This is a genomic window from Amycolatopsis aidingensis (assembly GCF_018885265.1).
Lineage (GTDB): Bacteria > Actinomycetota > Actinomycetes > Mycobacteriales > Pseudonocardiaceae > Amycolatopsis > Amycolatopsis aidingensis.
Genome location: NZ_CP076538.1, coordinates 4,201,989 through 4,225,678, shown reverse-complemented (window position 1 = coordinate 4,225,678; position 23,690 = coordinate 4,201,989). Strand labels below are relative to the sequence as shown.

Below are 23,690 nucleotides of genomic sequence, written 5' to 3'. Positions count from 1 at the left end.
CCCCAGCGACAGGAATGATCGTCCCGATCGTAGCGATCCGGCCCCGGTCGGGTGACCGGGGCCGGAGCACGCTCCTGACGGGTTCTCAGAGGTTGCCCGCCTTCAGCTTGCTGACGAAGTCCGGGTTGGCCTGCAACCAGGTGTCGACCGACTTCTCGTTCTCCTCGCCCTCGTTCTCGAAGAACATGATCTTCTCCAGCGAGTGCAGCTGCTCGTCGGTCATCTTGAAGTTGCCGATCCACTCGGCCACCTGGGGGAAGTCGCTGGCGAAACCCTTGCGGCCGAAGGAGTGGATCTCCTCCGGGTCACCGAGCGCGTTCTGCGGGTCCTCAAGGTCGCGGATCGGGAACGCGTCGTAGGCCCAGTGCGGGCGCCACAGGGTGACCACGACGTTCTTGCCGCTGTCGATGGCACCCTCCAGCTCGGCGAGCATGGCCGGGGTCGATGACTCGATGAACTGCATGTCCTCCAGGCCGTAGGTGGGGATCACCTCTTCCTTGGTGATCCTGGTCAGGCCGGCGCCCGGCTCGATGCCGACGAGCCGGTTGTCGAACTCCCCGGCCGCGCCCGCGAGCTCCTCGAGGGACTGGATCGGCGCGTCCTCGTTCACCGCGATGGTCAGCGGCGCGTCGCTGAACCAGGTGCCGAGGTCCTCCATGTTCTCGCCGTGCTCGGCCCAGTAGTCCTCGTGCGTGGCGGGCAGCCAGGCGTCGAACCCGACGTCGAACTGCCCCTGCGCGACGCCCGAGTAGATCGGCCCGGGGTCGGCGGTCTGGTACTCGACCGTCGCGCCCTCCTCCTCGAGGATGTGCCCCCACAGGTAGGAGGCGGCAAGGCCTTCCTCCCAGCCGCTGAACACACCGATGGTGATGTCCTTACCAGCCAGCGCACCGTTGTTCTCGCCGCCGCCGTCGGTCTGACCGCCTGCGTCACCCCCGTCGTCGCTACCGCAGGCCGCCAGGACCAGCGCGGCCGTGGCGGCAACGGCGGTCAGTCGCGCCGCCTTGCTGACGTTGCTCATGTAACTCGTCCCTCCTTGGGTATCTGACTCATATCTGCGCGACACCCGCGTTGTGACTTCGGTAATGACACGTCACGCCACCTGTTCCTGGCGCGCGACAGCGGACCGGGCCCCAAGGGCCGCGGTCACCCTGTCCAGGTAGATCGCGAGGATCACCACGGACAGGCCGGCCTCCATGCCGAGGCCGACGTCCACTCGGGAAATGGCCGAGAGTACTTCCTGCCCCAGCCCGGGACCGCCGACGAAACCGGCCAGCACCACCATGGACAGCGCGAGCATGATCACCTGGTTGATGCCGGCCATGATGGTCGGCAGGGCGAGCGGAAGCTGGATATGCCGCAGGATCTTGCCGGGGGAGCTGCCGAAAGCGTGGCCTGCCTCGACCACCTCGGGGTCCACCTGCCTGATTCCCAGCTCGGTGAGCCGGATTCCTGGCGGCATCGCGAAGATGATCGTGGCGATGATCCCGGGGACCACGCCGACCTGGAAGATCACCACGGCGGGGATGAGGTAGACCAGCGGCGGCATCGTCTGCATGAAGTCCAGCACCGGCCGCACGATTCCGCTGACCACCCGGGTCTTCGCGGCGAGGATGCCGATCGGCACCGCCAGCACACCGGCGATCAGCACCGACACGATCACCAGCGCCAGGGTCTGCATCGCGTTCGGCCACTGCTCCATCAGCTGGATCAGCAGCAGCGCGACAATGCTGCCGAGGCCGAACACCACGCCCCTTGCGAGCAAGCCGAGCCCGCCGAGGATCAGGATCATTACCCAGGCTGCGGGGAACTGCAGCAGGTCGGCCAGGTTCTCGTAGCCGCCGAGCAGCACCTCGCGCACGAACTCGAAAACCGGGCCCAGCACCGACTGCAGCCAGTCGATGGCCTCCTCGGTCCATTCGCCGACCGGGATGCGCCACTCATCCATGGCGGACCTCCCCTCCTTCGCCCTGCCGGACCTCGGCCGCGGCGGACATGGCGCGCAGCAGCGTCTCGCGGTGGATGACACCGAGCTGGCGGCCGCCGTCGTCGACGACGGAGACCGGCGCGGTGCTCTGCCCTGACAGCGGGAACACGTCGATGAGCAGCGCGTCGGCTGGCACGGTCGGCCGGCCGTCGCCGGGGGAGGCGGCGCCCGCGGGTTCCATCACCGAGGACGCGGTGAGCACCCGCGCACGGTCGACGTCCTGCACGAACTGGGCCACGTAGTCGTTGGCGGGCTCGCGCAGGATGGTCTCGGCCGTGCCGACCTGCACCACCCGGCCCGCGCGCATCATCGCGATCCGGTCGCCGAGCCGCATCGCCTCGTTCAGGTCGTGGGTGATGAACACGATCGTCTTGTTCAGCCGGTGCTGGAGCTCGAGCAACTGGTCCTGCATCTCCCGGCGGATCAGCGGGTCCAGCGCGGAGAACGCCTCGTCCATCAGCATGATGTCGGTCTCCGCTGCCAGCGCCCTCGCCAGCCCGACCCGTTGTTTCATCCCACCGGAAAGCTGTTGCGGCAGCCGGTCGTCCCAGCCGCCGAGGCCCACCATCTCCAGTGCGGCCTTCGCCTTCTCCGCCCGCTCCGCGGCCTGCACCCCGCGAACCTTCAGCGGGTAGGCTGCGTTCTCCAGCACGGTCCGGTGCGGTAGCAGCGCGAAATGCTGGAACACCATGCTCATCTGATCCCTGCGCAGGGCGCGCAGGGCGGAAGCCTCCAGCGCGGCCACGTCCTCGCCGCCCACATAGACATGTCCCGCGGTGGGGGAGAGCAGGCCGTTGAGCATGCGGATCAGGGTGGACTTTCCCGAGCCGGACAGGCCCATGACGACGAAGATCTCGCCGGGTTCCACCTCGAATGTCACATCGATGACGGCCGGGGTAGTGCCGAGGGCGACAGCCTCCTCCCTGCTGGCGCCGTCGGACAGCTTGCGCAGCGCCTCACCGGCGCGGCGGCCGAAGATCTTGTAGAGCCCTTCCGTTCGTATGGCAGTCACGATCACCTTCCGCTCGCTGGGCGGCACGGCGCCATTTCCGGCGCCGGATGGACCGGGCACGTGTACGTGCCGGATGGTGCGGCCGTGGAACGGACAACGGCCGTCCGCCCGTGTCGTCGTTTGCCTGGAACCTACCCGCTCTTCGGGCGGCATTGCGACAGAAAGTAAATAATCGGGGCCGCTAAATGGATCAATCGAGACCTCCTCGTAACAGAGCGCAACCTGTCACCCGAATGAGGAATTCGTTTTCCGGGATCGTCACGAGCTGGTGATAATCACACCATGACGCACCGTGTTCATAACGGTGTGGCCAGCGACGACTACCTGTGGTGAGTGCCGGTAAAATTGCGGGCGAGCTCTTGCCGGTAGCACGATCGTGAACATTCCATCGAAGTCCACAATAGACTCTTGGGGAGTGCGCGATCGGTGCGGGAGGGCGGCCCGCGGGTGCGCGTGCCTTCGTAAACACGGCCTAGGTGCAATACCGCTTATTTAGGTGATTTCGTGGGGTTCGGTGGGGTTTGGTGGCGGCGACGATGGTGATCTCAGGGTCGGCCGGTGGTGGCGGGTTCCGGTGGTGGATGTGTTTGAGGCGCCAGTTGGACATTTTGCGTTTGATCACGCGGGGATTCGATCGTCGGCGGCGCGGTGGGATGAGGTAGCGCAGGATCTCGTCACGGGCCGCTTGTAGTGATCGTTTCAGATGTGTCGGGGGAAAAACCCGCCTGGTCGGTGACCTGGCGGCGGGCGATGCGCAGTGTGCGGAGGAAGGAGAGCCGGTCAGGGTCGATCTCGGCGGCGTGGGCGGTGTCGTGCATCAGTGACCGCAGGGCGTGGTGGGTGAGCAGGAACCCGTAGATCTCTTGCTCGACCCCGCCTGGGTGTTGGGAGCGCAGAACGAAGTTCGAGCCGCCTTGGTGGGTTTTGACCTCATCCAGGGCGGTCTCGATCTCCCAGCGTTGGGCATACAGCGCGGCCAGTTCCGCTGCCGGAGCGGACTGGGGGTCCAGGATGGTGGTCGCCAGCCGATAGACGGTCTCGTCGGTGCCGAGGGTGTATTCCACGACCCGGACCGTGATCGGATCAGCACGCCGATATTGGTCGCGGGCGGCGACGATCTCCGACAGATACGAACCGTCATCGAACTGCTCGACCACGGGCAGGACCGCGTTGGCACGCACACGCCACAGCAGGTCGGCTCCGGTGCCGGCGGCGGCTCGCCACAGGTCGAAGCCCAGAAACGCCCGGTCGGCCACCAGCAACATCCCGGAGGCCAGCTCGCCGAACAACTCCCGGACCAGGGCGGTCTCGTGGGTGGCCAGCGGCCCGGCCGTGGCGGCAAAGATGGCATGCGTGCCGCACTCGGCCAACACCGCCACCCGCGCCTGAGGATAGGCACTTTGTCCTTCGCCGCGGGAGTTACCGGGACGACCAAAGTGATCCACATTGGACGGCGTGTCGGGCAGGTCGAACGTGGTGCCATCCACGGCGACCAGCCGCCAGCCGCGATACCACGCCCCGACCGTGCTCGCGGTCGCCACCGGAGCGGCCACCCGGGCGAACAACGCCTTCAACGGCTCCGGCCCCAGCCGGGCCCGTGCTTGCGACAACGCCCCCGTCGTGGGCACCTGCCACTGGCCCCGCCACCGCCGCGCCCACGCCAGCCCCTGCGTCAACAGCCGGGTGACCTCCTCATAGCCCTCCCGGCTAAACAGGCACATCGCCAGCACGAAATACACCACCACCCGGGCAGGCAACAATCGTTTCCGCTGCTCACCCCGCCCCGTCACAGCCAGCACCTCGTCAACCAACTCCGGAGGAAACGCCTTCGTCAGCACCCCGATCGCGATCCGATCCGGCAGCCGCTCATCCGACGACGACCTGCTCTGTCCTGGCCTGGGCACCCCACCACCCTACAACCCAAACCAACCAAACTAAGCGGTATTGGGCCTAGGTGGCCTGTTCCTCGTCCAGCCAGGCTGCGATGTCGGTGGTGTGCTCGCCGAGCCGCGGCGGCCTGCCCGTGTGGTCCGGCGGGGTCAGCGACAGCCCGATCGGGTTGGCCACGGTATGGCCCTCGCCGTTGGGAACGAGGGGGTCGAGGCCGAGCTGGGTGGCCAGCTGCACGGCGCCGGCCAGGTCGTTCACCGGGCCGCAGGGCACGCCGAGCGGGCTCAGGATGTCGAACCATTCGGCGGCGGTACGCCGGGCCAGTTCCGTCTCCAGCAGCCCGGTGAGCTCCTCGACGTTGGCCACCCGGGAGCTGTTGGTGCGCAGCCGCGGCTCCTCGGCCAGCTCTGGTCTGCCGATTCCCTCGCACAGCGCGGCGAACTGCCGGTCGTTGCCGACCGCGAGGACGAGCGGGCGGTCCGCGGCGGGGAACACCGCGTACGGGGCGATCGAAGGGTGCCGGTTGCCCATGATGCCGGGCACCACGCCGGTGTGTGCGTAGGCCGCGCTCTGGTTGACCATACTGGACAGCAGGGTGCCGAGCAGGTTCAGCTCGAGCAGCTGCCCCGCGCCGGTGCGGTCCCGGTGCCGGAGCGCGGCCAGCACCCCGACGGCGGCGTGCAGCCCGGTGAGCACGTCCACCACGGCCACGCCGACCTTCACCGGCTCGCCGGGTGCCGGGCCGGTGACGCTCATCAGCCCGCCGACCGCCTGCGCCAGCAGGTCGTACCCCGGCAGCTCGGCCCCGGCGGCCGCGCCGAAGCCGGTCACCGAGCAGTACACGACGCCGGGGTTGCCCTCCCGTACCCGTCCGTAGTCCAGGCCGTACTTGGCCATCGTGCCCGGCCGGAAGTTCTCGATCACCACATCGGCCCTGCGGGCCAGCTCGCGCGCCCGGCGCAGGTCCGCCTCGGCGCCCAGGTCGAGGGTGATCGAGCGCTTGTTGCGGTTCACCGCGAGGAAGTAGGTGGCCTGGTCACCGGCGAACGGTGGGCCCCAGGCACGGGTGTCGTCCCCTCCGCCCGGGCGCTCGACCTTGATCACGTCCGCGCCGAGGTCGGCCATCAGCATGGTGGCGTAGGGCGCGGCCAGCACGCGGGAGAAGTCCGCGACGAGCACGCCGGACAGCGCACCTGCCTGCCGGGCCCGTTCGGTCACGCGGCCACTCTAGGCCCTTGCGGAAAAGGAAAACCGGCCCCGGGGTCGCGGGGCCGGTGCCGGATAGTGGATCAGGCGTCGATCTGCTTGGCCTGGTCCGTGCCGCTGATGCTGATCTTGCGCGGCTTCGCGCGCTCGGTCACCGGGATGCGCAGGGTCAGCACGCCTGCCTCGTAGCTGGCCTCGATCTTGTCGGTGTCCAGCGTCTCGCCGAGGAACAGCTGCCGGGAGAACACGCCACGGGGCCGCTCGGACACCTGGACCTCGCTGTTCTCCTCGTAGCTCGGCTGCCGCTCCGCCTTGACCGTCAGCACGTTGCGCTCGACATCGAGGTCGATCGAGTCCGGCCGCACGCCGGGCAGGTCGAACTGGACCACGTACTCCTCACCCGAGCGGTACGCGTCCATCGGCATCACCGCGGGGCGCGTCGCCGTGCCGTTGGCCCCGAAGAACTGCTGGGTCAACCGGTCCAGCTCCCGGAACGGGTCCGTCCGCATCAACATCATGCACAGCCTCCTTTCTCGACCGCGCTTCCGGCGCGGTGTCAACGACTCTCAACCTTGCCAACGACAGGCTCAACTTTATTGTTCCTTCGGTTGGAAGTCTAGTTGCGGTTCACCCGGTCAGGCTAGTGAGGGCCCTGGTCGGAGCCCTCTTGTCCGCCCGCTCGGCCCGCCACGGTGTCCTGGTGCAGCCGCCGCGCCTGCTCGGTCACCGCGCTGATCCGGGCGGCCAGTGCTGCGTGGCCGGCATGGCCCTCCCGTAGGTGCGGCCTGGCCTCGGCGAGCGGGGAGAGCAACGCGGCCGGATCGCTGCCAGCCAGTGCCTCCTGCACCCGCTCGGCCCGCTCCTGGCCCGCGTCCTCGAGGCCGTCCAGTGCGCTGACCTGGCCCGCGAGCTGGCGCAGTGTGGCGGCGTTGGCCCTGGCCCACGCGCTGACGGCGCGATCGCCCGCGCGTTTGTCGCGTTCGGCCCGCACCCGGCCCTCGCCGGTGGCCGCACCGTCCGCCGGGCGCTGGAGGCGCAGGTAGCGGCGTTCGGCCGCCTGCCTGCTGGCCAGGCCCAGTGCCGGGGCGAGCGCGGCCCAGCTGGCACCGGCCGCGCGCGCGGCCGTGATCAGCTCGGGTTCCCAGTTGGCGATGTCCTCGCGCAGGGCGCGCAGCGCCACCAGGGCGGCCAGCAGTTCGTCCCGGTCCGCGCCGGCCGGGTCGAGGGCCATCCGGATAGCGGCCAGGGCCTGTTCGGCGGTGCTGGGTGAAGGGGCTGAGAGGTCCGTCATAAGTCGTCCCTTTGATGACACTGGCCATTGTCGTCGTTGTGACGACATGCTAGAACAGGAACGTGCCCGCGCACATGGCTCGGAAGTGGTTACTTCAGCTACCGGAAGGTGAATCGTGACGAGCCTGATCGTTGACGCCGATCACGGCCTCGAGGACGTCGGAGAGCTCGAATACCTCGTCGGCTTCGGCCACGCCCTGCAGGCTTATCTCGACGCGGTCGCCGCGGAGTTCGGGATCGGCAGGGAGTCCTGCACCGTCGACCTGGACGTGCCGGTATCCGCATATCTCGCGCTGGATCTGCGGTCGGCCCGGTTTCCGGATCGGGAGCTCGCCCTGCTGTGGGACGAGCGGCACGGCTGGGCCGCGGCGATCGAGACCCACTCGGGCGAGGATCTCATCGTGCTGGACTATCTCGGTGGTACGGAGGTGTGCCCCGAGCCGGGCCGGGTGGCCCGGTTCGTCACCGCGGTATGTGCCGAGGGGCACACCGCCCACCGGGTGGACCCGCCGCGGCTGCGGGCGCCGGGCCGGCATCGATCGCTGGCCACGGCACTCGCCGGTTACCGCGAACCACCCGCGGCGGGTGTCTGATCAGGCGGCGTGCGCACGGCGCGAGCGGCGGACGAGATCGCGCCGCTCCCGCTCGGTGGTGCCGCCGTAGATCCCGTAGTCCAGACCGTTGTCCAATGCGTACTGCAGGCACTGGGCCCGCACCGGGCACCGAGCGCATACGGCCTTCGCCTGCGCCACCTGCGCGGCACCGGGCCCCACATCGGAAACCGGAAAGAACAGCTCGGGATCCTCATCCCGGCAGGCGGCACGATGCCGCCAATCGGTTATCGTGGTGTTCATCAGGTGCCGCCTCCCTTCACGGCGTAATTGACGTCGTTCTCCTTGCTCGCCAAGCGGCCCGCCGGAACGAACGGACACGCGGAGGGCGAGGACGGTGCTCAGTCGGTACGAGGTGCAACGCTTCGGACCCCTACTGGGTTCCCGGCGACAGGCTCTCGTACTCTCCGGCCATCGGCCGGATCGAATGTGCGCCGGAACGCACTTGATCCAGCTTACCCGAGACGGCCGGATATCGCCGCGCATTTAGTTATGCGCCGGACCACAATCGGTCCGGCGAACGGATTGCGGACGAGGGCACGGCTTTCCGTCCCCGTTGGACGGTGCGCTCAGCGGGGCGGCAGGCTCAGCTCGGCCATCCGGCTGCGGCAGCGCGCCTGGAACCGGGTCGCCTCGCCGAGTCGCCGCTGTCCCCGTAGCAACCGCACCAGGCCGGCCTGGGCGAACTCGTCGTAAGGGTCGTATTGCAGCAACCGCAGGAAGCACCGGTGTTGCCGCTCGGTGTCGTCGATCTCCCCCGCGGCAACCGCCAGCGCGCGGAGGACGGCCACGTGCGTGGCCCGCGCCTCCTCCCGCAGCGGTGCGGCGCATTCCAGATAGGGATCGTCGGCGCAGAAGTCCCCCGCGTAGTCCGCGTCCGCGGCGAGCAGCAGGCAGTAGGCCAGTTCGGCACCGGCCCGGTGGGCGCGCAGCGCGCGCCGGGCCCCTTCCAGGAACTCGTAGGCGTCCACCCGCAGGTTCGTCAGCCGGATCGCGTCGGCGTAGGTGGTGACGAAGGTGTCCGGTGCCCACCGCCGGTCCGGATCGAGCATCCCGCGCACCGTGCACAGCGCGACCGAGAGCCGGTTGCGGCAGGCGCCCGGATCGACCCCCGGCCAGAGCAGGTCGCACACCTGCTCCCGGCAGATCGCCTCGTCCCTGCGCGCCACCAGCAAGGTCAGCAGCTCGCGGGCCTTCCGCGAGCGCCATTCCCCGGCCCGCACCGGCCGGCCCGCGCGGTACAGGGTGAACCCGCCGAGGGTGCGCAGGCGTGGGTACTCCGGCTGGGTCACCGTGTTCATCGCGACCACCCGCCACGGCGCTCGGACCAGGACAGCCAGCGGCGGGTCGCCAGCCCGAGCAGAAGCAGCAGCGCGCCGATACCGAACGCCGCCAGGCCCACCCATCCTGGCAGGCCGCCCTCCTGGGTTCCCGTGGGCTGGCTCGCCGCGGCCGGTGCGGGCTCGGCGGGGGAGGCCGTCGTGGTACCGGCCGGAGATGGCGGCGCCGCGGCACCGCCCCGCGGGCCGGTGGTCGCCGGCCGGGATGCGCCGGTCGCCGTGGTCCCGGTCGTTCCGGTGGTCGCCGTGGACGACGGTGGCTGCTGGGTGGTGCTGGACGGCGGCTCGCCGGGCGGCGTGGGCTCGGTGCTGCCGGATTCCCCGGTCGGTGCCGGGCAGGTGCCGTAGGTCCAGCACGGCTGCTCGATCCGCAGATCGCCGGACGGCGGTTCCACGGCGGGTGTCGGTTCGGTGCCCGGCAGCACGGTGCCGAGCAGCAGCAGAGCGACCGGCATGCCGTGCCGGATCGGGAGGGGAGCGGTGCCGACCATGGTGTCCTCCTGGGTCGTCGGGATCCTTCGCCAGGTAGGAGCGGGCAGCGCCGCGCGACCTTACAACTTTTCTCGCGGAGCGCTCAGTTCACCCGGATCGGCGTCGACGTGCTGGTGGCGCAGGCGAACACGGTCAGCGTGCCGGGGTCGCCCGCGCTGCTGTTCCCGGCGCGGTCGGCGGCCGTCAGCTGCCAGCGCACCTGTCCACGCCGCGGGAACGGCCCCAACGGTGCCCGCCACGATCCATCCGCCGCCACCAGCTCGGTGCTGCCGCCCTGGCCGTCGGGCCCGGTCCAGTCCATGCGCACCGTCTCGACCCCGGAGTCGTCCTCGACCTCGGCACGTATCTCGGCCTGGTCGTCGGGGCAGCCCCGGATGCCCACCCGCGGCGGCAGGATCGACTGGTCGAGGAACACCGGCCCCGCGGTGTCCGGCCGCCCGGTGGCCGGGTCGGTGGTCGCGGGGGTGACGGCCGCCGGGCCGGGGCTGGCCGTACCGGAAGGTCCGGCCGGGGTGAGCGAACCGGACGTCGCGAGCGGCGGCGCCGCGGCCGGTGAGGTCACCGGCCGGGTACTGCCCGCCGGGCCAGGGGCCGCCTCGCCTGCCAGCTCCGGAGTCGCCGCGTCCCGGGTGCCCAGCCACACACCGGCACCGGTGAGGGCGACCAGCACCGCCCCGGCCGCCATTACCCGGCGGCGCCCGGAGCGCGGGCGTGGCGGACCGCCGGACCGGGCGTGCGCCACCAGGTCCACCTGGCCCAGCACCCGGTCGCGCAGCAGGGCGGGAGCCGGCACCAGCGGCACCGCGGCGAGCAGGGCCACCGGGCTGAGCGTGCGCCGTTTGCGCTCGCCGCAGGTCCCGCAGCGGTCCACATGCCGGGCCACCCGCTTACGCACCAGCGGGGAGAACCGGCCGTCCCAGTCCCGCAGCAGGGTGGCGAGCTCGGTGCAGTCCCGCCTGCCCAGCCGGGCGATCAGCAGCGCGCCGAGTGAGCGTTCCAGTTGACCACGCAGCCGGTTCAGCAGCACGTAGGCGTGCCCGGCACCCACCCCGAGCGCCTCGGCGAGCTCGGCACCCTCCAGACCGTGCCGCAGGTGCAGGTCGAGCAGCGCGCGGTCGCGATCGGACAGTCCGGCGGCGGCACTCCATACCAGGTCCCGCACCGCGGCCTGCTCCGCCGCCTGCGGCGGTACCGGCCCGGCGTCGGGTTGCTCGGCCATCTCGGCCTCCGGGGCGTAGCGGCGACGATCCTTTGCCCTGCGCAGGGCCGCGTTGCGGGCCACGGCGTAGAGCCAGGGCCGAAGCCGGCGCGGATCCTCGAGCTGGGAAAGCCGTTCCGCGGCCAGCAGGAAGGTGTCCTGCACGGCGTCGGCGGCGTCCTCCCGGTTGCGCAGGATGGAGACGCAGAAGTCATGCAGCCGGTCGGCGTACCGGTCGTACATCGCGGCGAACGCGGCGCGATCGCCGGTGAGCACGAGTTCGACCAGGTGGGCATCGGTTGGCTCGGCAGGTGAGGTCATGCTCGGCTCCCGGCGTGCGGCGCGGGGGACTATACCCGGACAAGGCCCGGGCGGGGACGGTTTCCGGCCATCCCCGCCCGGACGGCTCAGCCGCCGGTCAGGCGTCGAGCTCGGCCAGGATCATCGCGCCGATGTCCCTACCGAGCTGGATCGGGCTGTGCCCGCCGCCGTCCCGGTTGCTCATCACCGCGACCACGACGTCGTCCTCCGGGTAGACCCGCAGGTAGGTGCGGCTGCCCGGCCAGTTGCCGTCCTTGGCCGCGACCTCGTGCCCGTTCTCGGTACCGGTCCACCAGCCGTGCGCGTAGCTACTCAGCCCGTCCGGCGGGGTGAGCATGTCGTCCATCGCGGCCGCGCCGAGTATCTGGCCGGTGACCAGTTTCTGGCCGAACCGGGCCATGTCCCTTACCGAGCCTTCCAGGCCGCCGCCGAGTACCTTGTAGCTGGAGTCACCAGCGGTGAGCTCGGTGTTCGATGTCGAGTACAGGGTCATCCGCCGCACCCCGGTGTTCCCGAGGTCGATCGGCCGCAGGCTGGCCAGCCCGTACTTCTGGGTCACCCACTCCTCGACGATCTCGCCGATCGGTTCGCCGAGGTACTCCTCGAGCGCCCAGCCGAGCACCGAGTAGCTGTGCGTGCTGTACTTCCACTGAGTGCCGGGGGTGCAGGCCAGCGGCTCGCCTGCGAACTCGTTCACCGCGGCCTCCGCCGTGGGGTAGGGCGGATTGTCGAAGGTGCCTGCCGGGATCTCGCCGTAGTGCCCGACACAGCCGCGCAGGCTGGTCAGCTCGCCGATCTCGTGGGTGTGGTGGTTCGGCAGCTGTGGCACCTGGTCGCGGGTGTTCTGGCCGAGGGTGAACGCGCCGCCGCTGGACTCGGCGACGTCCATGGTGAGTGCGCCGGCCACCGCCTTGCTCACCGAGTTGAACGGGCCGACGAAGGTGCCGTCCATCCACTCGTTGTCGTTCACATCGGCATGGCCGAAGCCGCGCAGATAACGCAGCTGGTTGCCCTGGGTCACCGCCACGCTGATGCCGGGAACGTCCGTCGCGGTCAGCTCCTGCAGTACGCGCTGGTTCACCTCGTTCTTCAGTGACCAGTTCGGACGGTCGCTGTTCTGCCGCCAGATCCCGGTGTAGCGCGGGCCGTTCACGGTCTGGTACCGGTCGAAGCCCACCAGCCGGTAGCCCTCGTCGCTGTAGCGGTGCCACCAGTTGGCGAAGTTCTGCGCGGTCAGATCGCGACGTTCGGCCCAGCCGCGGCCGTCGCGGTTCTCCACCCAGATCGCCGAGTAGCGCTGGCCCTGCGCGGTCTGCATGGAGTCGAACGCCAGCACCCGGAACTTGCCCTGGTAGGCGGCGAACTTCTCGCTGAACTCGGCGCTGGTGAGCTGCCGGTGCAGCCGCCAGTCCAGCTTCTCGGCATTGTCCACCCAGGCCAGCGCGAATCGCGGCGCGTCCGGGGTGCCGTAGCTGTCCACGTCCACCGGCATCCGGGTCGCGCGTTGGTCGAGGTAGAAGTCATGGGCCTGCGCGGTGGTCATGTTCCGCTTGGAGGCCCAGCCGTATCCCTCGGTGTTCGCCACGAACACCGCCGCGTACCTGCGTACCCCGTCGAGCAGGTAGCTTTCCTGGTCCACCAGGCGCATCCGGCGGTCCACCTGCCGCCGCCACTCCTCGCCGAACTCGGCGGAGGTCAGATCCCTGATCACCGTCCAGTCCCGGTTGTCCAGGTTTCGCTGGAACACCGCGCCCGCCCGGTACTGCCTGCCGTCGACCTCGATGTCGATGTCCACCGGCAGGAACCCCTGCCTGCGGTAGGTGTCCAGCCTGTCCTGGAACCCGGCGCTGCTCGCGTCCCGGATCGAGGCCCAGGAGACCGCGTCCGGGTCGAAGACCGGGGACGGTATCCCCGGATGCGCCGCCGCGGGCGCGCCGGTGACCGGCAGCAAGGTCACCGCCATCGCCGCGGCCAGCGGTACCCCCAGCCAGGCCCGCCTGGCACCGCGTCTTGACGTCGTGCTCATCACGACTCACCCCGTTTCCTTGGTGTGGCCCGGCATGTCGTTGCCGGCCGGAACGGACGCTACCGATGGGTCTGTGACAGGTCTTAAACTAAGACTGTACTTATATAAGTCTGGACTGGTAGTTTGTCCTGGTGCATGCGTTCGACGTACTCGGTGATCCGGTTCGCCGCAGGATCCTCGAGCTGCTCGCCGAGGGCGAGCAGACCTCCGGCGCGGTGTGCGCGGTGATCGTCGAGGAGTTCGGGATCAGTCAGCCGGCCGTGTCGCAGCATCTGAAAGTGCTGCGGGAGAACGGTTTCGCCACCGTGCGGCCAGAGGGCACCCGGCGGCTGTACGCGGTGAACTCCGAGCCGCTGCGGGATGTGGACGTGTGGCTCGACCGTTTCCGTCGATTCTGGACCCCGCATCTGGACGCACTGGCGACCGAGCTGGCCAGGGGTAAGCGCGAGCGCAGGCTACGCGGCGAGGAGCAGTAACCGAACACGAGGAGGGAACCATGATCGACGTGACTCACCGGATCAACGCCGTGCGGCGTGAGCTCGGCAGCCGAGTGCTGGACGCGGGCCAGGCCCGCGTGATCACCATAAGCCAGGTGTACAACGCGGAACTGGAGGATGTGTGGGACGCCTGCACCAATGCCGAACGCATCCGACGGTGGTTCCTTCCGGTCACCGGCGACCTTCGCCTCGGCGGTCGCTACCAGCTGGAGGGCAATGCCGGCGGCAAGATCGAGCGGTGCGATCCGCCCGAGAGCTTCGCCGCCACCTGGGAGTACGGCGGGCAGGTCAGCTGGATCGAGGTGCGGCTGGCGCGCGAGGCGGATGACAGGACCCGGTTCGAGCTGGAACACATCGCGCATGTCAGCGACGAGCTGTGGGAGCAGTTCGGACCCGGCGCCGTGGGCGTGGGCTGGGATCTCGGCCTGCTGGGTCTGGCGTTGCACCTGGAAGCCGGCGATGGCTCCGATCCACAGGAGGTCGCGGCCTGGAGCGAGTCCGATGAGGGCAAGCGGTTCGCGGCCGAGAGCAGCGAACGCTGGCGCGCGGCGAGCGTGGCCGCGGGCACGGACGAGGCCGCGGCGCGGGCGGCCGCGGAGCGGACCACCGCCTTCTACACCGGGTCCGGGGAGGCCGCCGGGTCCTGAGCCTGCGGCCGGTGTCCCGCGCTGCCACCATGGGACCATGACATGGCAGGAGCGGATCGGTGGGTTGGTCGACACGCTGCTGGATCGCAGCGTGCTGGCGGGATATCCGCGATCGGGCTTCGAACTGCGCAGGCGGTTGCCGGGGTGGCCAGCCGATCCGGAGCCGGGTGCGCTGCGCGACCGCGCCGCGGTGGTGACCGGGGCCGGTTCCGGCCTCGGCATGGCGACCGCCGCCGGTCTCGCCCGGCTCGGTGCCCGGGTGTACCTGGTGGTGCGGGACACGGCCAAAGGGGAGCGCGCCCGTGCCGAACTCGCCGATACCGTGCCCGGGGCGCAGTTCCGGGTGCTGCGCTGTGACGTCTCCGATCTCGAGGACGTGCGGCGGATGGCGGGGGAACTGCTGGACGCCGAGCATGCGGTGGACGTGGTGGTGCACAACGCCGGTGTCCTCCCGCCCACCCGTTCGACCTCGGCACAAGGACACGAGCTGGCCCTGGCCACGCATGTGCTCGGGCCGCTGCGGATGACCGAGTCGTTGCGCCCCGGGCTGCGTGCCGCGGACTCTGGCCGGGTGATCTTGGTGTCCTCCGGCGGGATGTACACCCAGTCGCTGCCCGCGAACGACCTGGAGTACACGGTGGGGGAGTACCGGGGCGCGACCGCGTACGCGCGGACGAAGCGGATCCAGGTGGCCCTCGCGCCGATGCTGGCCCGCCGGTGGGGACCGGACCGGATCGCCGTGCACACCATGCATCCCGGCTGGGCGGACACCCCGGGCGTTGCCGACTCGCTTCCTGGATTCCGCCGCCTCACCGGCCCGATTCTGCGGAACCTCCAGCAGGGGGCCGACACCGCCGTCTGGCTCGCCGCAACCCCCGAACCCTTGCCAAGCGGACGCTTCTGGCACGACCGCAGAGAACGCCCGGCGCACCTGCTGCCCTGGACCCGGGAAACCGAGGCCGAGCGGGACGCCGTCTGGTCCTGGTGCGCCCAGGCCGCCGCCCTCCCCTGACCCACCCGCGTGTTTGCCGCCCACGCGCGCGTGTTTGCCGTTCCCGCGCACGCGTTGGCTGCCCACGCGCACGCTTTGGCCGTTCCCGTACATCGTGTTTGCCGCTCGCGTAGGCGAGTTTGCCGGTGACGGGGTGAGGGTGGTTGTGGCTGGGTTTCAGGCACGCCTTCGGCGCGCCGTGGGGCACTGGCGCTGCACGCATCACCACTAGCAGGGCTGGTTACTAGCGCCAGCACCCCACGGAACGGGCACCCCGGGCCCGGCCTGGCATGCATTCTGTGTCGAACACGCATTCGAGTGAATACCGGCGGGTATACATTCACGCGGGGAATTTTCGTCGGACTCGTCGATACAATTGTGGGTATGGACAGACACAGTTCTGATCCGCACACGGATCCTCCAGAAGACGCACTCACCACACTCGACGCCTTGGAGGCCAACGAACGCGCCATCGCCCGGCTGGAGGCGCGGCGGGTGCTGCTGGTGGCCGACCTCGCCCACGACGGGGACGAACGGGTCTCGCTGGTGACCGAGATCGCCGGGCGCCTCTACTGGACCCGGCACCGGGTGGAGGAAGCCCTGGCGCTGGGGCAGCACCTCACCCGGTTGCCGAACACCCTCGCCGCGTTCCGGGAGGGCCGGATTGATCAGGAGAAGGTGAAAGCGGTGGTGGAACCCACCGCGGTCCTCACCGACCACCAGGCCCGGGAGGTGGATGAGCGGATGGGCGACAAACTGGAGCGTAAAGACCGGACGAGTTTGCGGCGGTCGGTGCGCTACCAGGTGCTCGCGGTCGACCCGGACGGGGCGGCGCGGCGCACCCGGGCCCGGCGGGCACAACGGTCGCTGGAGCTGGCGCATCAGGAGGATGGGGTGTCCAGCCTGATGGCCGACCTCCCGACGGAGGTGGCCAGTGCGATTTATGCGCGGTGTGACCGGGCCGCCCGACGGATGCGGAAAGAAGGGGACAGTCGCACGTTGGAGCAGTTGCGGGCGGACGTGTTCGCTGATTTGGCCCTCCGAGAGGACGGCACGATCCGGGCGCCGCGGACGGAGGTGTACCTGTACTTCGCCGCCAGCTCCCTGCTGGGGCTGGATGAGCAGCCGGGGTATCTGGCCGGGCATGGGCATATCCCGGCGGCGTTGGCGCGGGAGCTGGCTACGCATCCGGACAGTGTGTGGCGACGGTTGCTGACCGACCCGGCCACCGGACACCCCACCGACCTGGGGCGTACGCGGTACCGGCCCCCGGCGGCACTGGATGAGTTCGTACGGGTACGAGACCGGGAATGCCAGGGCATCGGGTGCCACCGGCCCTCCCAGCAATGCCAGAACGACCACACCACCGACTGGGCCACAGGCGGAGGCACCCGGGAAGAAGAGCTGGTCGGCTACTGCGAACGCGACCACCACCTCAAAGACCTGCCGGGATGGAAATACGAAGTCATCGACGGGATACCCACCATCACCACACCCCACGGAGACATCCACCAAAGCCCCCGCGAACCCCTCCACGAACCCCTCACCCCAGACAACGACAAACCACCCTTCTAGGGGCGCTGCTGACACCCCGCCCACTGCGGCGGAGGCCGGATTAGGTAAAGATCATGGGTATGCGGTGTGTGGTGTTCGGCGCGACCGGCTATATCGGCGGCAGGCTGATCCCGGAGCTACTGCGGGCTGGGCACGAGGTGCGCGCGGTGGCGCGGGACACCGGCAAGCTCGCCGAGGCACCGTGGCGGGACCGCGCCGAGATCGTTCCCGGTGACGTCACCGACCCGGACAGCGTGGCCGCCGCCCTCCAGGGGCAGGAGGTCGCCTACTACCTGGTGCATGCGCTGCACCAGCATGACTTCGTGGAGCGCGATCGGGCGGCCGCGGCGACGGTGGCCACGTGCGCTCGCGAAGCCGGCGTTGGTCGGATCATCTACCTTGGCGGCCTCACACCGGAGGGCGCCGACCTCTCCGCTCACCTTGCCTCGCGTGCTGAGGTGGGGCGGATCCTGCTTGAATCCGGGGTGCCGACGATCGTGCTGCGAGCTGCGGTGATCCTGGGCTCCGGGTCGGCCAGCTTCGAGATGCTGCGACACCTCACCGAACGGCTGCCGCTGATGGTGACTCCGCGGTGGGTGCACAACCGGGTCCAGCCGATCGCCGTGCGGGACGTGCTGCACTACCTGGTCCACGCGGCCACCCTCCAAGGCGAGATCAACCGTGGCTTCGACATCGGGGGACCGGACGTACTGTCCTATTTGGACATGATGCGCCGCTATGCCCGGGTCGCCGAGCTGCCACGTCGCCTGGTTCTCCCGGTCCCGGTGCTTACCCCGTGGCTGTCCGCGCAGTGGGTCAACCTCGTCACCCCCGTGCCACGCAGCATCGCGGTGCCACTGATCGAATCCCTGGTGCACGAGGTGGTCTGTCAGGACGACGACATCTCCGCCTACATCCCCGAGCCCGACGCGGGCCGGATCTCCTACGAGCGCGCGATCGAGTTGGCCCTGGGCCGCATCCGCGACGCCGATGTGCCCACCCGCTGGTCGGACGCGGCCATCCCGGGTGCGCCATCCGGGCCGTTGCCCTCCGACCCCGCATGGGCGGGCGGCACCCTGTACGAGGACGTCCGCGAACGCCGGACCTCCGCCGAGGTCGAGGTGCTGTGGCAGGTCATCGAGTCGATCGGCGGTGAGCACGGGTGGTACTCCTTTCCGCTCGCCTGGTCGGTGCGCGGCTGGATCGACCGGCTGCTCGGCGGGGTCGGCCTGCGCCGTGGCCGCCGTGACCCGCGGCACCTGCACCTGGGGGAGGCCCTCGACTGGTGGCGGGTGGAGTATCTGGACCGGCCGCACGAGCTGCGGCTGCGTGCCGAGATGCGGTTGCCAGGGCGCGCCTGGCTCGAGCTGTCCGCCCTCCCGGACCCCGCGGGTGGCGCGAGATACCGGCAGCGCGCGGTGTTCGAACCGCACGGGCTGGCAGGGCACCTCTACTGGAAGGGCATCGCGCCCTTCCACGGGCTGATCTTCGGCGGCATGGTCCGCAACATCACGAATACGGCCGAACGCCGGGACTCTCGGGCGGCCTAGCGAACTCGGCGGCGAACTCCTCCGCACTCAGCAGGGCGCGGACCGTCGCGGTGATCCGGTCGACGTCCCCACGTTCGGCGAGCGGCAGCGGTGCGCCCACCGACTCCCTGGCCGCCGCGGCGGCCCCGAGCAGCCTGGCCGCCTGCACGGGCTCGCCCGCCAGGGCATGCACCCCGGCGAGGCCCTCCTGCGCCAGCGCCACTGCACGCGGATCGCCCACCCGACGCGCGATGGCGAGGGCCTCCTCATGCAGCTCACGCGCGGTCTCCGGCTCCCCACGCTGTTCGGCGACGAACCCGAGCTCGTCCAGGATCAGCGCACCCGCTGGTTCGAAACCCACCTCGCGATGCCACTCCAGCACCCGCCGCAGGTGCCGCTCGGCATCCGCCAGCCTGCCCTCCCGGCGCGCTCCGAGCGCGAGCCCGGTCTCCGCGTACATCTCACCCGGGGTGAAACCCTGCTCGGCGGCCAGGCGCATGGCGCGCTCGTGGAATCGCCTCGCTTCGGCGAAATCCCCGGTGAGCAGCGCGATCCGGCCGAGCCAGGACAGCTGATAGGACACCTCCGGCCACAGCCCGAGCTCCTCGGCCATGCCCAGCCCCGCCCGATGCAGGCGCGCCGCCTCCTCGTACTCGCCGGAGGCCTCGGCGAGTACGCCGAGTGCGAACGAGGACTGCAGCTGCCCCCAGCGGTCACCGAGACCCTGGAACAACTCGGCGCCCGCCGCCGCGTCCCGCCGGGCTCCGGTGAACTCGCCACGCCCGATCGCCTGGCTCACCCGGTCGCAGAGCGCGGCGGCGACACCCCACCGGTCGTCCCGGTCGCGGAACTCGGCGAGCGCCCGCGCGGTGAGGTCCTCCGCGGAGCGGTCGGCGACAGTGGTCAGCACATAGCCGAGGAACCATAGCGCCCGCGCCCGCGGCAACGGCTCGTCGATCGCCTCCGCGGCGGCGACGCCGTCCTTGACCACCTCGGGAACCCGGGCTCCTGCCAGCACCGCGAGACCCGCCTCCCATGCCTCGGCGATGGACCGTGCGGTGGCGGGGGCAGCTCCGGGCGCGGCGAGCGCCGTGCGCAGCGAGCGCCGGGCCTCCCTGATCCGCCCGCGCAGGAACCAGTACCAGGTCAGCGCGTTGACCAGGCGCAGCGCCAGCCCGGCGGCACCCTGCCGGACCGCGGTGTCCAGTGCGGTCCGCAGGTTCGCCGTCTCGACGTCGAGCCGGTCCAGCCAGCGGCGTTGCCCAGGCCCACGCAGCAGCGGGTCGGCGCGCTCGGCAAGGCAGCCGTAGTACTCGGCGTGCCGCAGCAGCAGCCGCTGTGACTCGTCCGCCTCCCGGACCCGCTCCAGGCAGTAGGCCGCGACCGACTCCAGCAGCCGGTACCGGGGTCCGGAACCCGCATCGGGCTGGCTGACCACCAGGGAGCGGTCGACCAGCCGCGCCAGCAGGTCCAGCACCTCCTCCGGCCGGACCCCATCGCCCGCGCACACCGTTTCCGCCGCCTCCAGGCCACATCCCTCGGCGTGCACCGCGAGCCTGCGCAGCACGATCCGTTCGGCCGGGGTGAGCAGCTCCCAGCTCCAGTCGATCATCGCGCGCAGCGTGCGCTGCCTGGCCGGGGCGTCCCGGCGCCCGGCGGCCAGCAGGCGGAACCGGTCGTCCAGCCGGGCCAGCAACTCATGCACGCCGAGGGTGCGCACCCGGGTGGCGGCCAGCTCCAGCGCCAGCGGTATCCCGTCCAGCCTGCGGCAGATCGTGGCCACCGCGGCGGCGGTGTCCCGGTCCAGCACGAACCCGGGCGCGGTCGCCGCGGCCCGCGCCGCGAACAGGCGCACCGCGCTGAACTCTCGCGGGTCGGTCTCGGCGTCCTGCCCTGGGACGTCCAGCGGTGGCACGGTCCAGATCACCTCGGCGGCGACCCCGAGTGGTTCCTGACTGGTGGCAAGGATGCGCATCCCTGGGACCGTGCGCAGCAGCCGCGCGGCCAGCGCGGCGATCGGCTCGGTCAGCTGCTCGCAGTTGTCCAGCATCAGCAGCATCGCCCTGTCCCGCAGCACCTCGGCGAGCCGCTGCGCGAGCCCGGCCGGTCCCGCCGGGAGCTCGGCATCGCCCGCGGTGTCCTCCCTGACCCCGAGCTCGGCCGCGACCAACTGCGCGATCCAGTCCTCCCCGGTGCAGGAATGCGGCACGCACGACTGCCGGTCCAACCCGGCCAGTTCCACCAGCCATACCCCGTCCGGGGCCACCGCGTCGAGTCCGCGCGCGGTCTCCACCGCGAGGCTGGTCTTGCCCACCCCGCCCGGACCGGTGAGGGTGACCAGCCGGTGGCGTTCCACCAGCATCGCGACCGAGCGCACCGCCTCCGCCCGGCCCACCAGCTCGGTCAGCGGCGCGGGAAGGTTGGTGCGTGCCCTGGTCGCCGGCCCGGACGTGGCGCCCAGCGCCGGGTCCTGCCGCAGGATGGCCTGATGCACGGCGGCCAGCTCCGGGCCCGGGTCCAGGCCGAGTTCCCCGGCGAGGAGCCCGCGTACCTCGGCATAGCCCGCCAGCGCCTCGCCCTGCCTGCCAGCCAGGTACAGGGCGCGCAGCTGCAGCGCGCGCAGCCGCTCCCGTAACGGGTGCCGCGCGACGAGGTCACCCAGCTCACCGAGGAGCGGGCCGTGCTCGCCGAGCTCCAGCCGTGCCTGTGCCCGTTCCTCCACCGCGACCAGCCGGCCCTCCTCGAGCCGCTGGATGGCGGCCGCGGCGAACGGCTCGTCGGCGAAATCGGCCAGGGCCGGGCCCCGCCACAGCGCGAGTGCCTCGGACAGCAGGTCAACTCGCCGCCGCGGATCGTCGTCGGCCTGCGCGCTCGCGGTCAGCGCGCGGAAGCGATGCAGGTCCAGCGCATCCGGCGGGAGGTCCAGCCGGTAGCCGGCCGGCCCGTGTACCACCATCCCCCTGGCGCCCGGTTCGGCCCGGTCCAGTGCCCGGCGCAGCTGCGAGACCTTGGTCTGCAGCGTGTTCCCGGGGTTGCCGGGCGGCTGGTCGCCCCACAGGTCCTCGGCGAGCCGGTCGGCGGAGACCGGCCTGCCCTCCTGGATGAGCAGGTTCGCCAGCAGGGCGCGCACCTTGGACTCGGGTACGCGCACCGTGCTCCCGTCCCCGGCCCACACCGCCAGCGGCCCCAGCACCCCGAATCGCACCTGTCGACAGTAACCCGGCGCACCGACAGCGGACCGTGCGCGGACCCGCAGCGAACCATGCGCGGCCGCGGGCAGCGTGGGTCTCGTCAAGCACGAAGGAGAGCGGAGCGGAACGTATGTCTCACCCCGACAAACCCGCCGTGACGGTGCTCGGCCTCGGCGCGATGGGTACCGCGCTGGCCGAGACCCTGCTGGCGGCGGGCCATCCGACGGCGGTATGGAACCGCTCACCCGCCAAGGCGGAGGTGCTGGCCGAGAAGGGAGCCACCCCGGCAGGCACGGCCGCCGAGGCGATCGGCGCGAGCGAGCTGGTACTGGTCTGTCTGCTGGACGAGGCGTCCGTGCGTGAGGTGCTGCACCCGGTCGGCGCCGCGCTCGCGGGCCGGACCGTGGCGAACCTGACCAACGGCACCCCCGGCCAGGCCAGGAAGCTGGCAGGCCGGGTACGCGAGCAGGGCGCGGACTACCTGGACGGCGGGATCATGGCCGTCCCGCCGATGATCGGAACGCCGCAGGCCTTCATCCTGTACAGCGGCTCCCGAGCGGCCTTCGACCGGCACCGGCAGGCGCTGGATCTGCTCGCCGACAGCCGGTTCGTCGGCACCGAACCCGGCCTCGCGGCGGTGTACGACCTGGCCCTGCTGGGCGGCATGTACGGGATGACCATGGGCGTGCTGCATGCCTTCGCGCTGGTCCGCAGCGCGGGCGTCGAGCCGGGAGCCTTCGCCCCGCTGCTGAACGAGTGGTTGGGCAGCATGAGCGGGTTCGTCCAGGAGACTGCGGGCCGGGTCGGCACCGGCGATTACGCCACCGGGGTGGTTTCCAACCTCGGCATGCAGTCGGCCGGTTTCGGCAACCACCTCATCGCCGCGCGGGAACAGGGCATCAGCGCCGAGTTGCTGGCGCCGCTGGGTCCGCTGATGGAACGCCGGGTGGCGCAGGGACATGGGCACGAGGACCTCAGCAGCGTGATCGAGCTGCTCGGGAAGGCAACGACGGAACGGAGCAAGACACCATGAGCACCAACGCACAGACGCCGGTGACCGTGATCGGCCTGGGACCGATGGGGCAGGCCATGGCGCGGACCTTCCTTGCGGCCGGGCATCCGGTCACCGTGTGGAACCGCACCCCGAGCCGGGCCGAGGACCTGGTGGCTGAGGGCGCGACCCTGGCGGCCACGGTTCGGGACGCGGTGGCGGCGAACGAGCTCGTCCTGCTCAGCCTGACCGACTACCAGGCCATGTACGACGTGCTTGCCCCGGCGGGCACGGCGCTGTCCGGCCGGGTGGTGGTCAACCTGAGCTCGGACACCCCGCAGCGCACCGCCGTGGCGGCGGAATGGCTGGCCGAGCGGGACGCCCAGTTGATCGTGGGTGGTGTCATGGTGCCGGCCCCGTTGGTGGGCAAGGACGGCTCGCTGGTGTTCTACAGCGGTCCGCGGGAGGCGTTCGACGCGCACGAGCCGACGCTGCGGTTGCTCGGGAAGGCCGACTACCGCGGCGCGGACCACCGGCTCGCGCAGCTGTACTACCAGGCGCTGCTGGACATCTTCCTGACCTCGCTCTCGGCCTACCTGCACGCGGCGGCGCTGGTCGGCACCGCGGGGGTGTCCGCGGAGACCTTCCAGCCCTACGCGGCCGGGTTCATGGACACCCTGTCCTCGTACCTGACCGACTCGGCCAGGGAGATCGACCAGCGCAGCTATCCCGGTGAGCTGGCCAACGTGACTATGATGGGCGCGACGGCCGAGCACATCCTCGGCGCCAGCAAGGACGCCGGGATCGACCTCGCCCTGCCGGCCGCGGTGAAGGCGCACTACGACCGGGCCATCGCCGCAGGCCACGGCCGCAGCGGCTGGACCAGCCTCTACGAGGTCATCCGCACACCCTGAAAC

The 23,690-nt window shown here is 70.7% G+C and carries 20 protein-coding genes and 1 pseudogene; 8 read left to right on the top strand and 13 right to left on the bottom strand.

Features of this window, described 5'->3' with window-relative positions; all coding sequences use genetic code 11:
- Window positions 1-85: 85 nt before the first annotated feature.
- The 7 genes from KOI47_RS19370 to KOI47_RS19340 form a co-directional block, all read right to left on the bottom strand.
- Window positions 86-1,021 carry a glycine betaine ABC transporter substrate-binding protein gene (locus KOI47_RS19370; protein ID WP_216205360.1) on the bottom strand — a complete coding sequence of 312 codons (936 nt, stop codon included), beginning with the start codon at window positions 1,019-1,021 and terminating at the stop codon, window positions 86-88.
- Between the two features lie 72 nt (window positions 1,022-1,093).
- Window positions 1,094-1,948: an ABC transporter permease gene (locus tag KOI47_RS19365; RefSeq protein WP_216205358.1), complete on the bottom strand. Its 855-nt coding sequence runs from the start codon at window positions 1,946-1,948 to the stop codon at window positions 1,094-1,096.
- Window positions 1,941-2,999, bottom strand: a complete 1,059-nt coding sequence (locus KOI47_RS19360) for a quaternary amine ABC transporter ATP-binding protein (protein WP_456318989.1) — start codon at window positions 2,997-2,999, stop codon at window positions 1,941-1,943. The genes KOI47_RS19365 and KOI47_RS19360 overlap by 8 nt, the downstream gene beginning before the upstream one ends.
- Window positions 3,000-3,673: 674 nt before the next feature.
- The gene (locus tag KOI47_RS19355; protein ID WP_216205352.1) at window positions 3,674-4,903 is read right to left on the bottom strand and encodes an IS4 family transposase; all 1,230 of its coding nucleotides are present in this window, start codon (window positions 4,901-4,903) and stop codon (window positions 3,674-3,676) included.
- A gap of 46 nt (window positions 4,904-4,949) precedes the next feature.
- Window positions 4,950-6,107, bottom strand: coding sequence for a CaiB/BaiF CoA transferase family protein (locus tag KOI47_RS19350; RefSeq protein ID WP_216205350.1), 1,158 nt, complete (start codon window positions 6,105-6,107; stop codon window positions 4,950-4,952).
- Between the two features lie 71 nt (window positions 6,108-6,178).
- Entirely contained in the window at window positions 6,179-6,610 is a 432-nt protein-coding gene (locus KOI47_RS19345) for an Hsp20/alpha crystallin family protein (protein ID WP_216217400.1), read from the bottom strand.
- 125 nt (window positions 6,611-6,735) lie between these two features.
- Window positions 6,736-7,386, bottom strand: coding sequence for an HSP18 transcriptional regulator (locus KOI47_RS19340; protein ID WP_216205347.1), 651 nt, complete (start codon window positions 7,384-7,386; stop codon window positions 6,736-6,738).
- A 124-nt stretch (window positions 7,387-7,510) separates the two neighbouring features.
- Between KOI47_RS19340 and KOI47_RS19335 the strand changes: the two genes are divergently transcribed.
- On the top strand, window positions 7,511-7,978 hold the full coding sequence (locus KOI47_RS19335) for a DUF6292 family protein (RefSeq protein WP_408629946.1): 468 nt from the start codon (window positions 7,511-7,513) through the stop codon (window positions 7,976-7,978).
- Here KOI47_RS19335 and KOI47_RS19330 read toward each other — a convergent pair whose 3' ends face one another.
- From KOI47_RS19330 to KOI47_RS19310, 5 genes are all read right to left on the bottom strand, one after another.
- Complete coding sequence (locus KOI47_RS19330; protein ID WP_216205344.1) at window positions 7,979-8,239, bottom strand: WhiB family transcriptional regulator; 261 nt, start codon at window positions 8,237-8,239, stop codon at window positions 7,979-7,981.
- A 326-nt stretch (window positions 8,240-8,565) separates the two neighbouring features.
- A complete protein-coding gene (locus KOI47_RS19325) occupies window positions 8,566-9,297 on the bottom strand; it encodes an AfsR/SARP family transcriptional regulator (RefSeq protein WP_216205341.1) in 732 nt (243 codons plus the stop codon).
- Window positions 9,294-9,827, bottom strand: a complete 534-nt coding sequence (locus KOI47_RS19320; RefSeq protein WP_216205339.1) for a hypothetical protein — start codon at window positions 9,825-9,827, stop codon at window positions 9,294-9,296. Before KOI47_RS19320 ends, KOI47_RS19325 begins: the two co-directional genes overlap by 4 nt.
- 83 nt (window positions 9,828-9,910) lie before the next feature.
- The gene (locus KOI47_RS19315; protein ID WP_216205334.1) at window positions 9,911-11,347 is read right to left on the bottom strand and encodes a sigma-70 family RNA polymerase sigma factor; all 1,437 of its coding nucleotides are present in this window, start codon (window positions 11,345-11,347) and stop codon (window positions 9,911-9,913) included.
- A 97-nt stretch (window positions 11,348-11,444) separates the two neighbouring features.
- Window positions 11,445-13,373, bottom strand: a complete 1,929-nt coding sequence (locus KOI47_RS19310) for a serine hydrolase (protein ID WP_216205332.1) — start codon at window positions 13,371-13,373, stop codon at window positions 11,445-11,447.
- Between the two features lie 131 nt (window positions 13,374-13,504).
- Here KOI47_RS19310 and KOI47_RS19305 point away from each other — a divergent pair, with 131 nt between their 5' ends.
- The 5 genes from KOI47_RS19305 to KOI47_RS19285 all read left to right on the top strand — a co-directional run bounded on the left by KOI47_RS19305 (window position 13,505) and on the right by KOI47_RS19285 (window position 18,612).
- Window positions 13,505-13,849, top strand: a complete 345-nt coding sequence (locus tag KOI47_RS19305) for an ArsR/SmtB family transcription factor (RefSeq protein WP_216205329.1) — start codon at window positions 13,505-13,507, stop codon at window positions 13,847-13,849.
- 20 nt (window positions 13,850-13,869) lie between these two features.
- On the top strand, window positions 13,870-14,517 hold the full coding sequence (locus KOI47_RS19300; RefSeq protein WP_216205326.1) for an SRPBCC family protein: 648 nt from the start codon (window positions 13,870-13,872) through the stop codon (window positions 14,515-14,517).
- 37 nt (window positions 14,518-14,554) lie between these two features.
- Window positions 14,555-15,529: an SDR family NAD(P)-dependent oxidoreductase gene (locus KOI47_RS19295; RefSeq protein WP_216205324.1), complete on the top strand. Its 975-nt coding sequence runs from the start codon at window positions 14,555-14,557 to the stop codon at window positions 15,527-15,529.
- Window positions 15,530-15,892: 363 nt separating this feature from the next.
- Complete coding sequence (locus KOI47_RS19290; RefSeq protein WP_216205321.1) at window positions 15,893-17,083, top strand: DUF222 domain-containing protein; 1,191 nt, start codon at window positions 15,893-15,895, stop codon at window positions 17,081-17,083.
- Between the two features lie 59 nt (window positions 17,084-17,142).
- Window positions 17,143-18,612 carry an SDR family oxidoreductase gene (locus tag KOI47_RS19285; RefSeq protein WP_216217399.1) on the top strand — a complete coding sequence of 490 codons (1,470 nt, stop codon included), beginning with the start codon at window positions 17,143-17,145 and terminating at the stop codon, window positions 18,610-18,612.
- Here KOI47_RS19285 and KOI47_RS19280 read toward each other — a convergent pair.
- The gene (locus KOI47_RS19280) at window positions 18,572-21,796 is read right to left on the bottom strand and encodes a BTAD domain-containing putative transcriptional regulator (protein WP_216205316.1); all 3,225 of its coding nucleotides are present in this window, start codon (window positions 21,794-21,796) and stop codon (window positions 18,572-18,574) included. The two genes, KOI47_RS19285 and KOI47_RS19280, sit on opposite strands and share 41 nt — an antisense overlap.
- Before the next feature lie 116 nt (window positions 21,797-21,912).
- Here KOI47_RS19280 and KOI47_RS19275 point away from each other — a divergent pair, with 116 nt between their 5' ends.
- A complete protein-coding gene (locus KOI47_RS19275) occupies window positions 21,913-22,815 on the top strand; it encodes an NAD(P)-dependent oxidoreductase (protein WP_216205313.1) in 903 nt (300 codons plus the stop codon).
- Window positions 22,806-23,687 (top strand): annotated as a pseudogene (locus KOI47_RS19270) (NAD(P)-dependent oxidoreductase); the annotation flags it as partial. The gene KOI47_RS19275 and the pseudogene KOI47_RS19270, both read left to right, overlap by 10 nt.
- Between the last annotated feature and the right edge of the window lie 3 nt (window positions 23,688-23,690).

Bases quoted from the DNA above. Each gene is read 5' to 3' on its own strand.
- KOI47_RS19330 (WP_216205344.1), bottom strand. From the start codon at position 8,239: ATGAACACCACGATAACCGATTGGCGGCATCGTGCCGCCTGCCGGGAT.
- KOI47_RS19290 (WP_216205321.1), top strand. From the start codon at position 15,893: ATGGACAGACACAGTTCTGATCCGCACACGGATCCTCCAGAAGACGCA.
- KOI47_RS19315 (WP_216205334.1), bottom strand. From the start codon at position 11,347: ATGACCTCACCTGCCGAGCCAACCGATGCCCACCTGGTCGAACTCGTG.
- KOI47_RS19320 (WP_216205339.1), bottom strand. From the start codon at position 9,827: ATGGTCGGCACCGCTCCCCTCCCGATCCGGCACGGCATGCCGGTCGCT.
- KOI47_RS19365 (WP_216205358.1), bottom strand. From the start codon at position 1,948: ATGGATGAGTGGCGCATCCCGGTCGGCGAATGGACCGAGGAGGCCATC.
- KOI47_RS19310 (WP_216205332.1), bottom strand. From the start codon at position 13,373: ATGAGCACGACGTCAAGACGCGGTGCCAGGCGGGCCTGGCTGGGGGTA.
- KOI47_RS19325 (WP_216205341.1), bottom strand. From the start codon at position 9,297: ATGAACACGGTGACCCAGCCGGAGTACCCACGCCTGCGCACCCTCGGC.
- KOI47_RS19275 (WP_216205313.1), top strand. From the start codon at position 21,913: ATGTCTCACCCCGACAAACCCGCCGTGACGGTGCTCGGCCTCGGCGCG.
- KOI47_RS19370 (WP_216205360.1), bottom strand. From the start codon at position 1,021: ATGAGCAACGTCAGCAAGGCGGCGCGACTGACCGCCGTTGCCGCCACG.
- KOI47_RS19340 (WP_216205347.1), bottom strand. From the start codon at position 7,386: ATGACGGACCTCTCAGCCCCTTCACCCAGCACCGCCGAACAGGCCCTG.
- KOI47_RS19295 (WP_216205324.1), top strand. From the start codon at position 14,555: ATGACATGGCAGGAGCGGATCGGTGGGTTGGTCGACACGCTGCTGGAT.
- KOI47_RS19285 (WP_216217399.1), top strand. From the start codon at position 17,143: ATGCGGTGTGTGGTGTTCGGCGCGACCGGCTATATCGGCGGCAGGCTG.
- KOI47_RS19300 (WP_216205326.1), top strand. From the start codon at position 13,870: ATGATCGACGTGACTCACCGGATCAACGCCGTGCGGCGTGAGCTCGGC.
- KOI47_RS19345 (WP_216217400.1), bottom strand. From the start codon at position 6,610: ATGTTGATGCGGACGGACCCGTTCCGGGAGCTGGACCGGTTGACCCAG.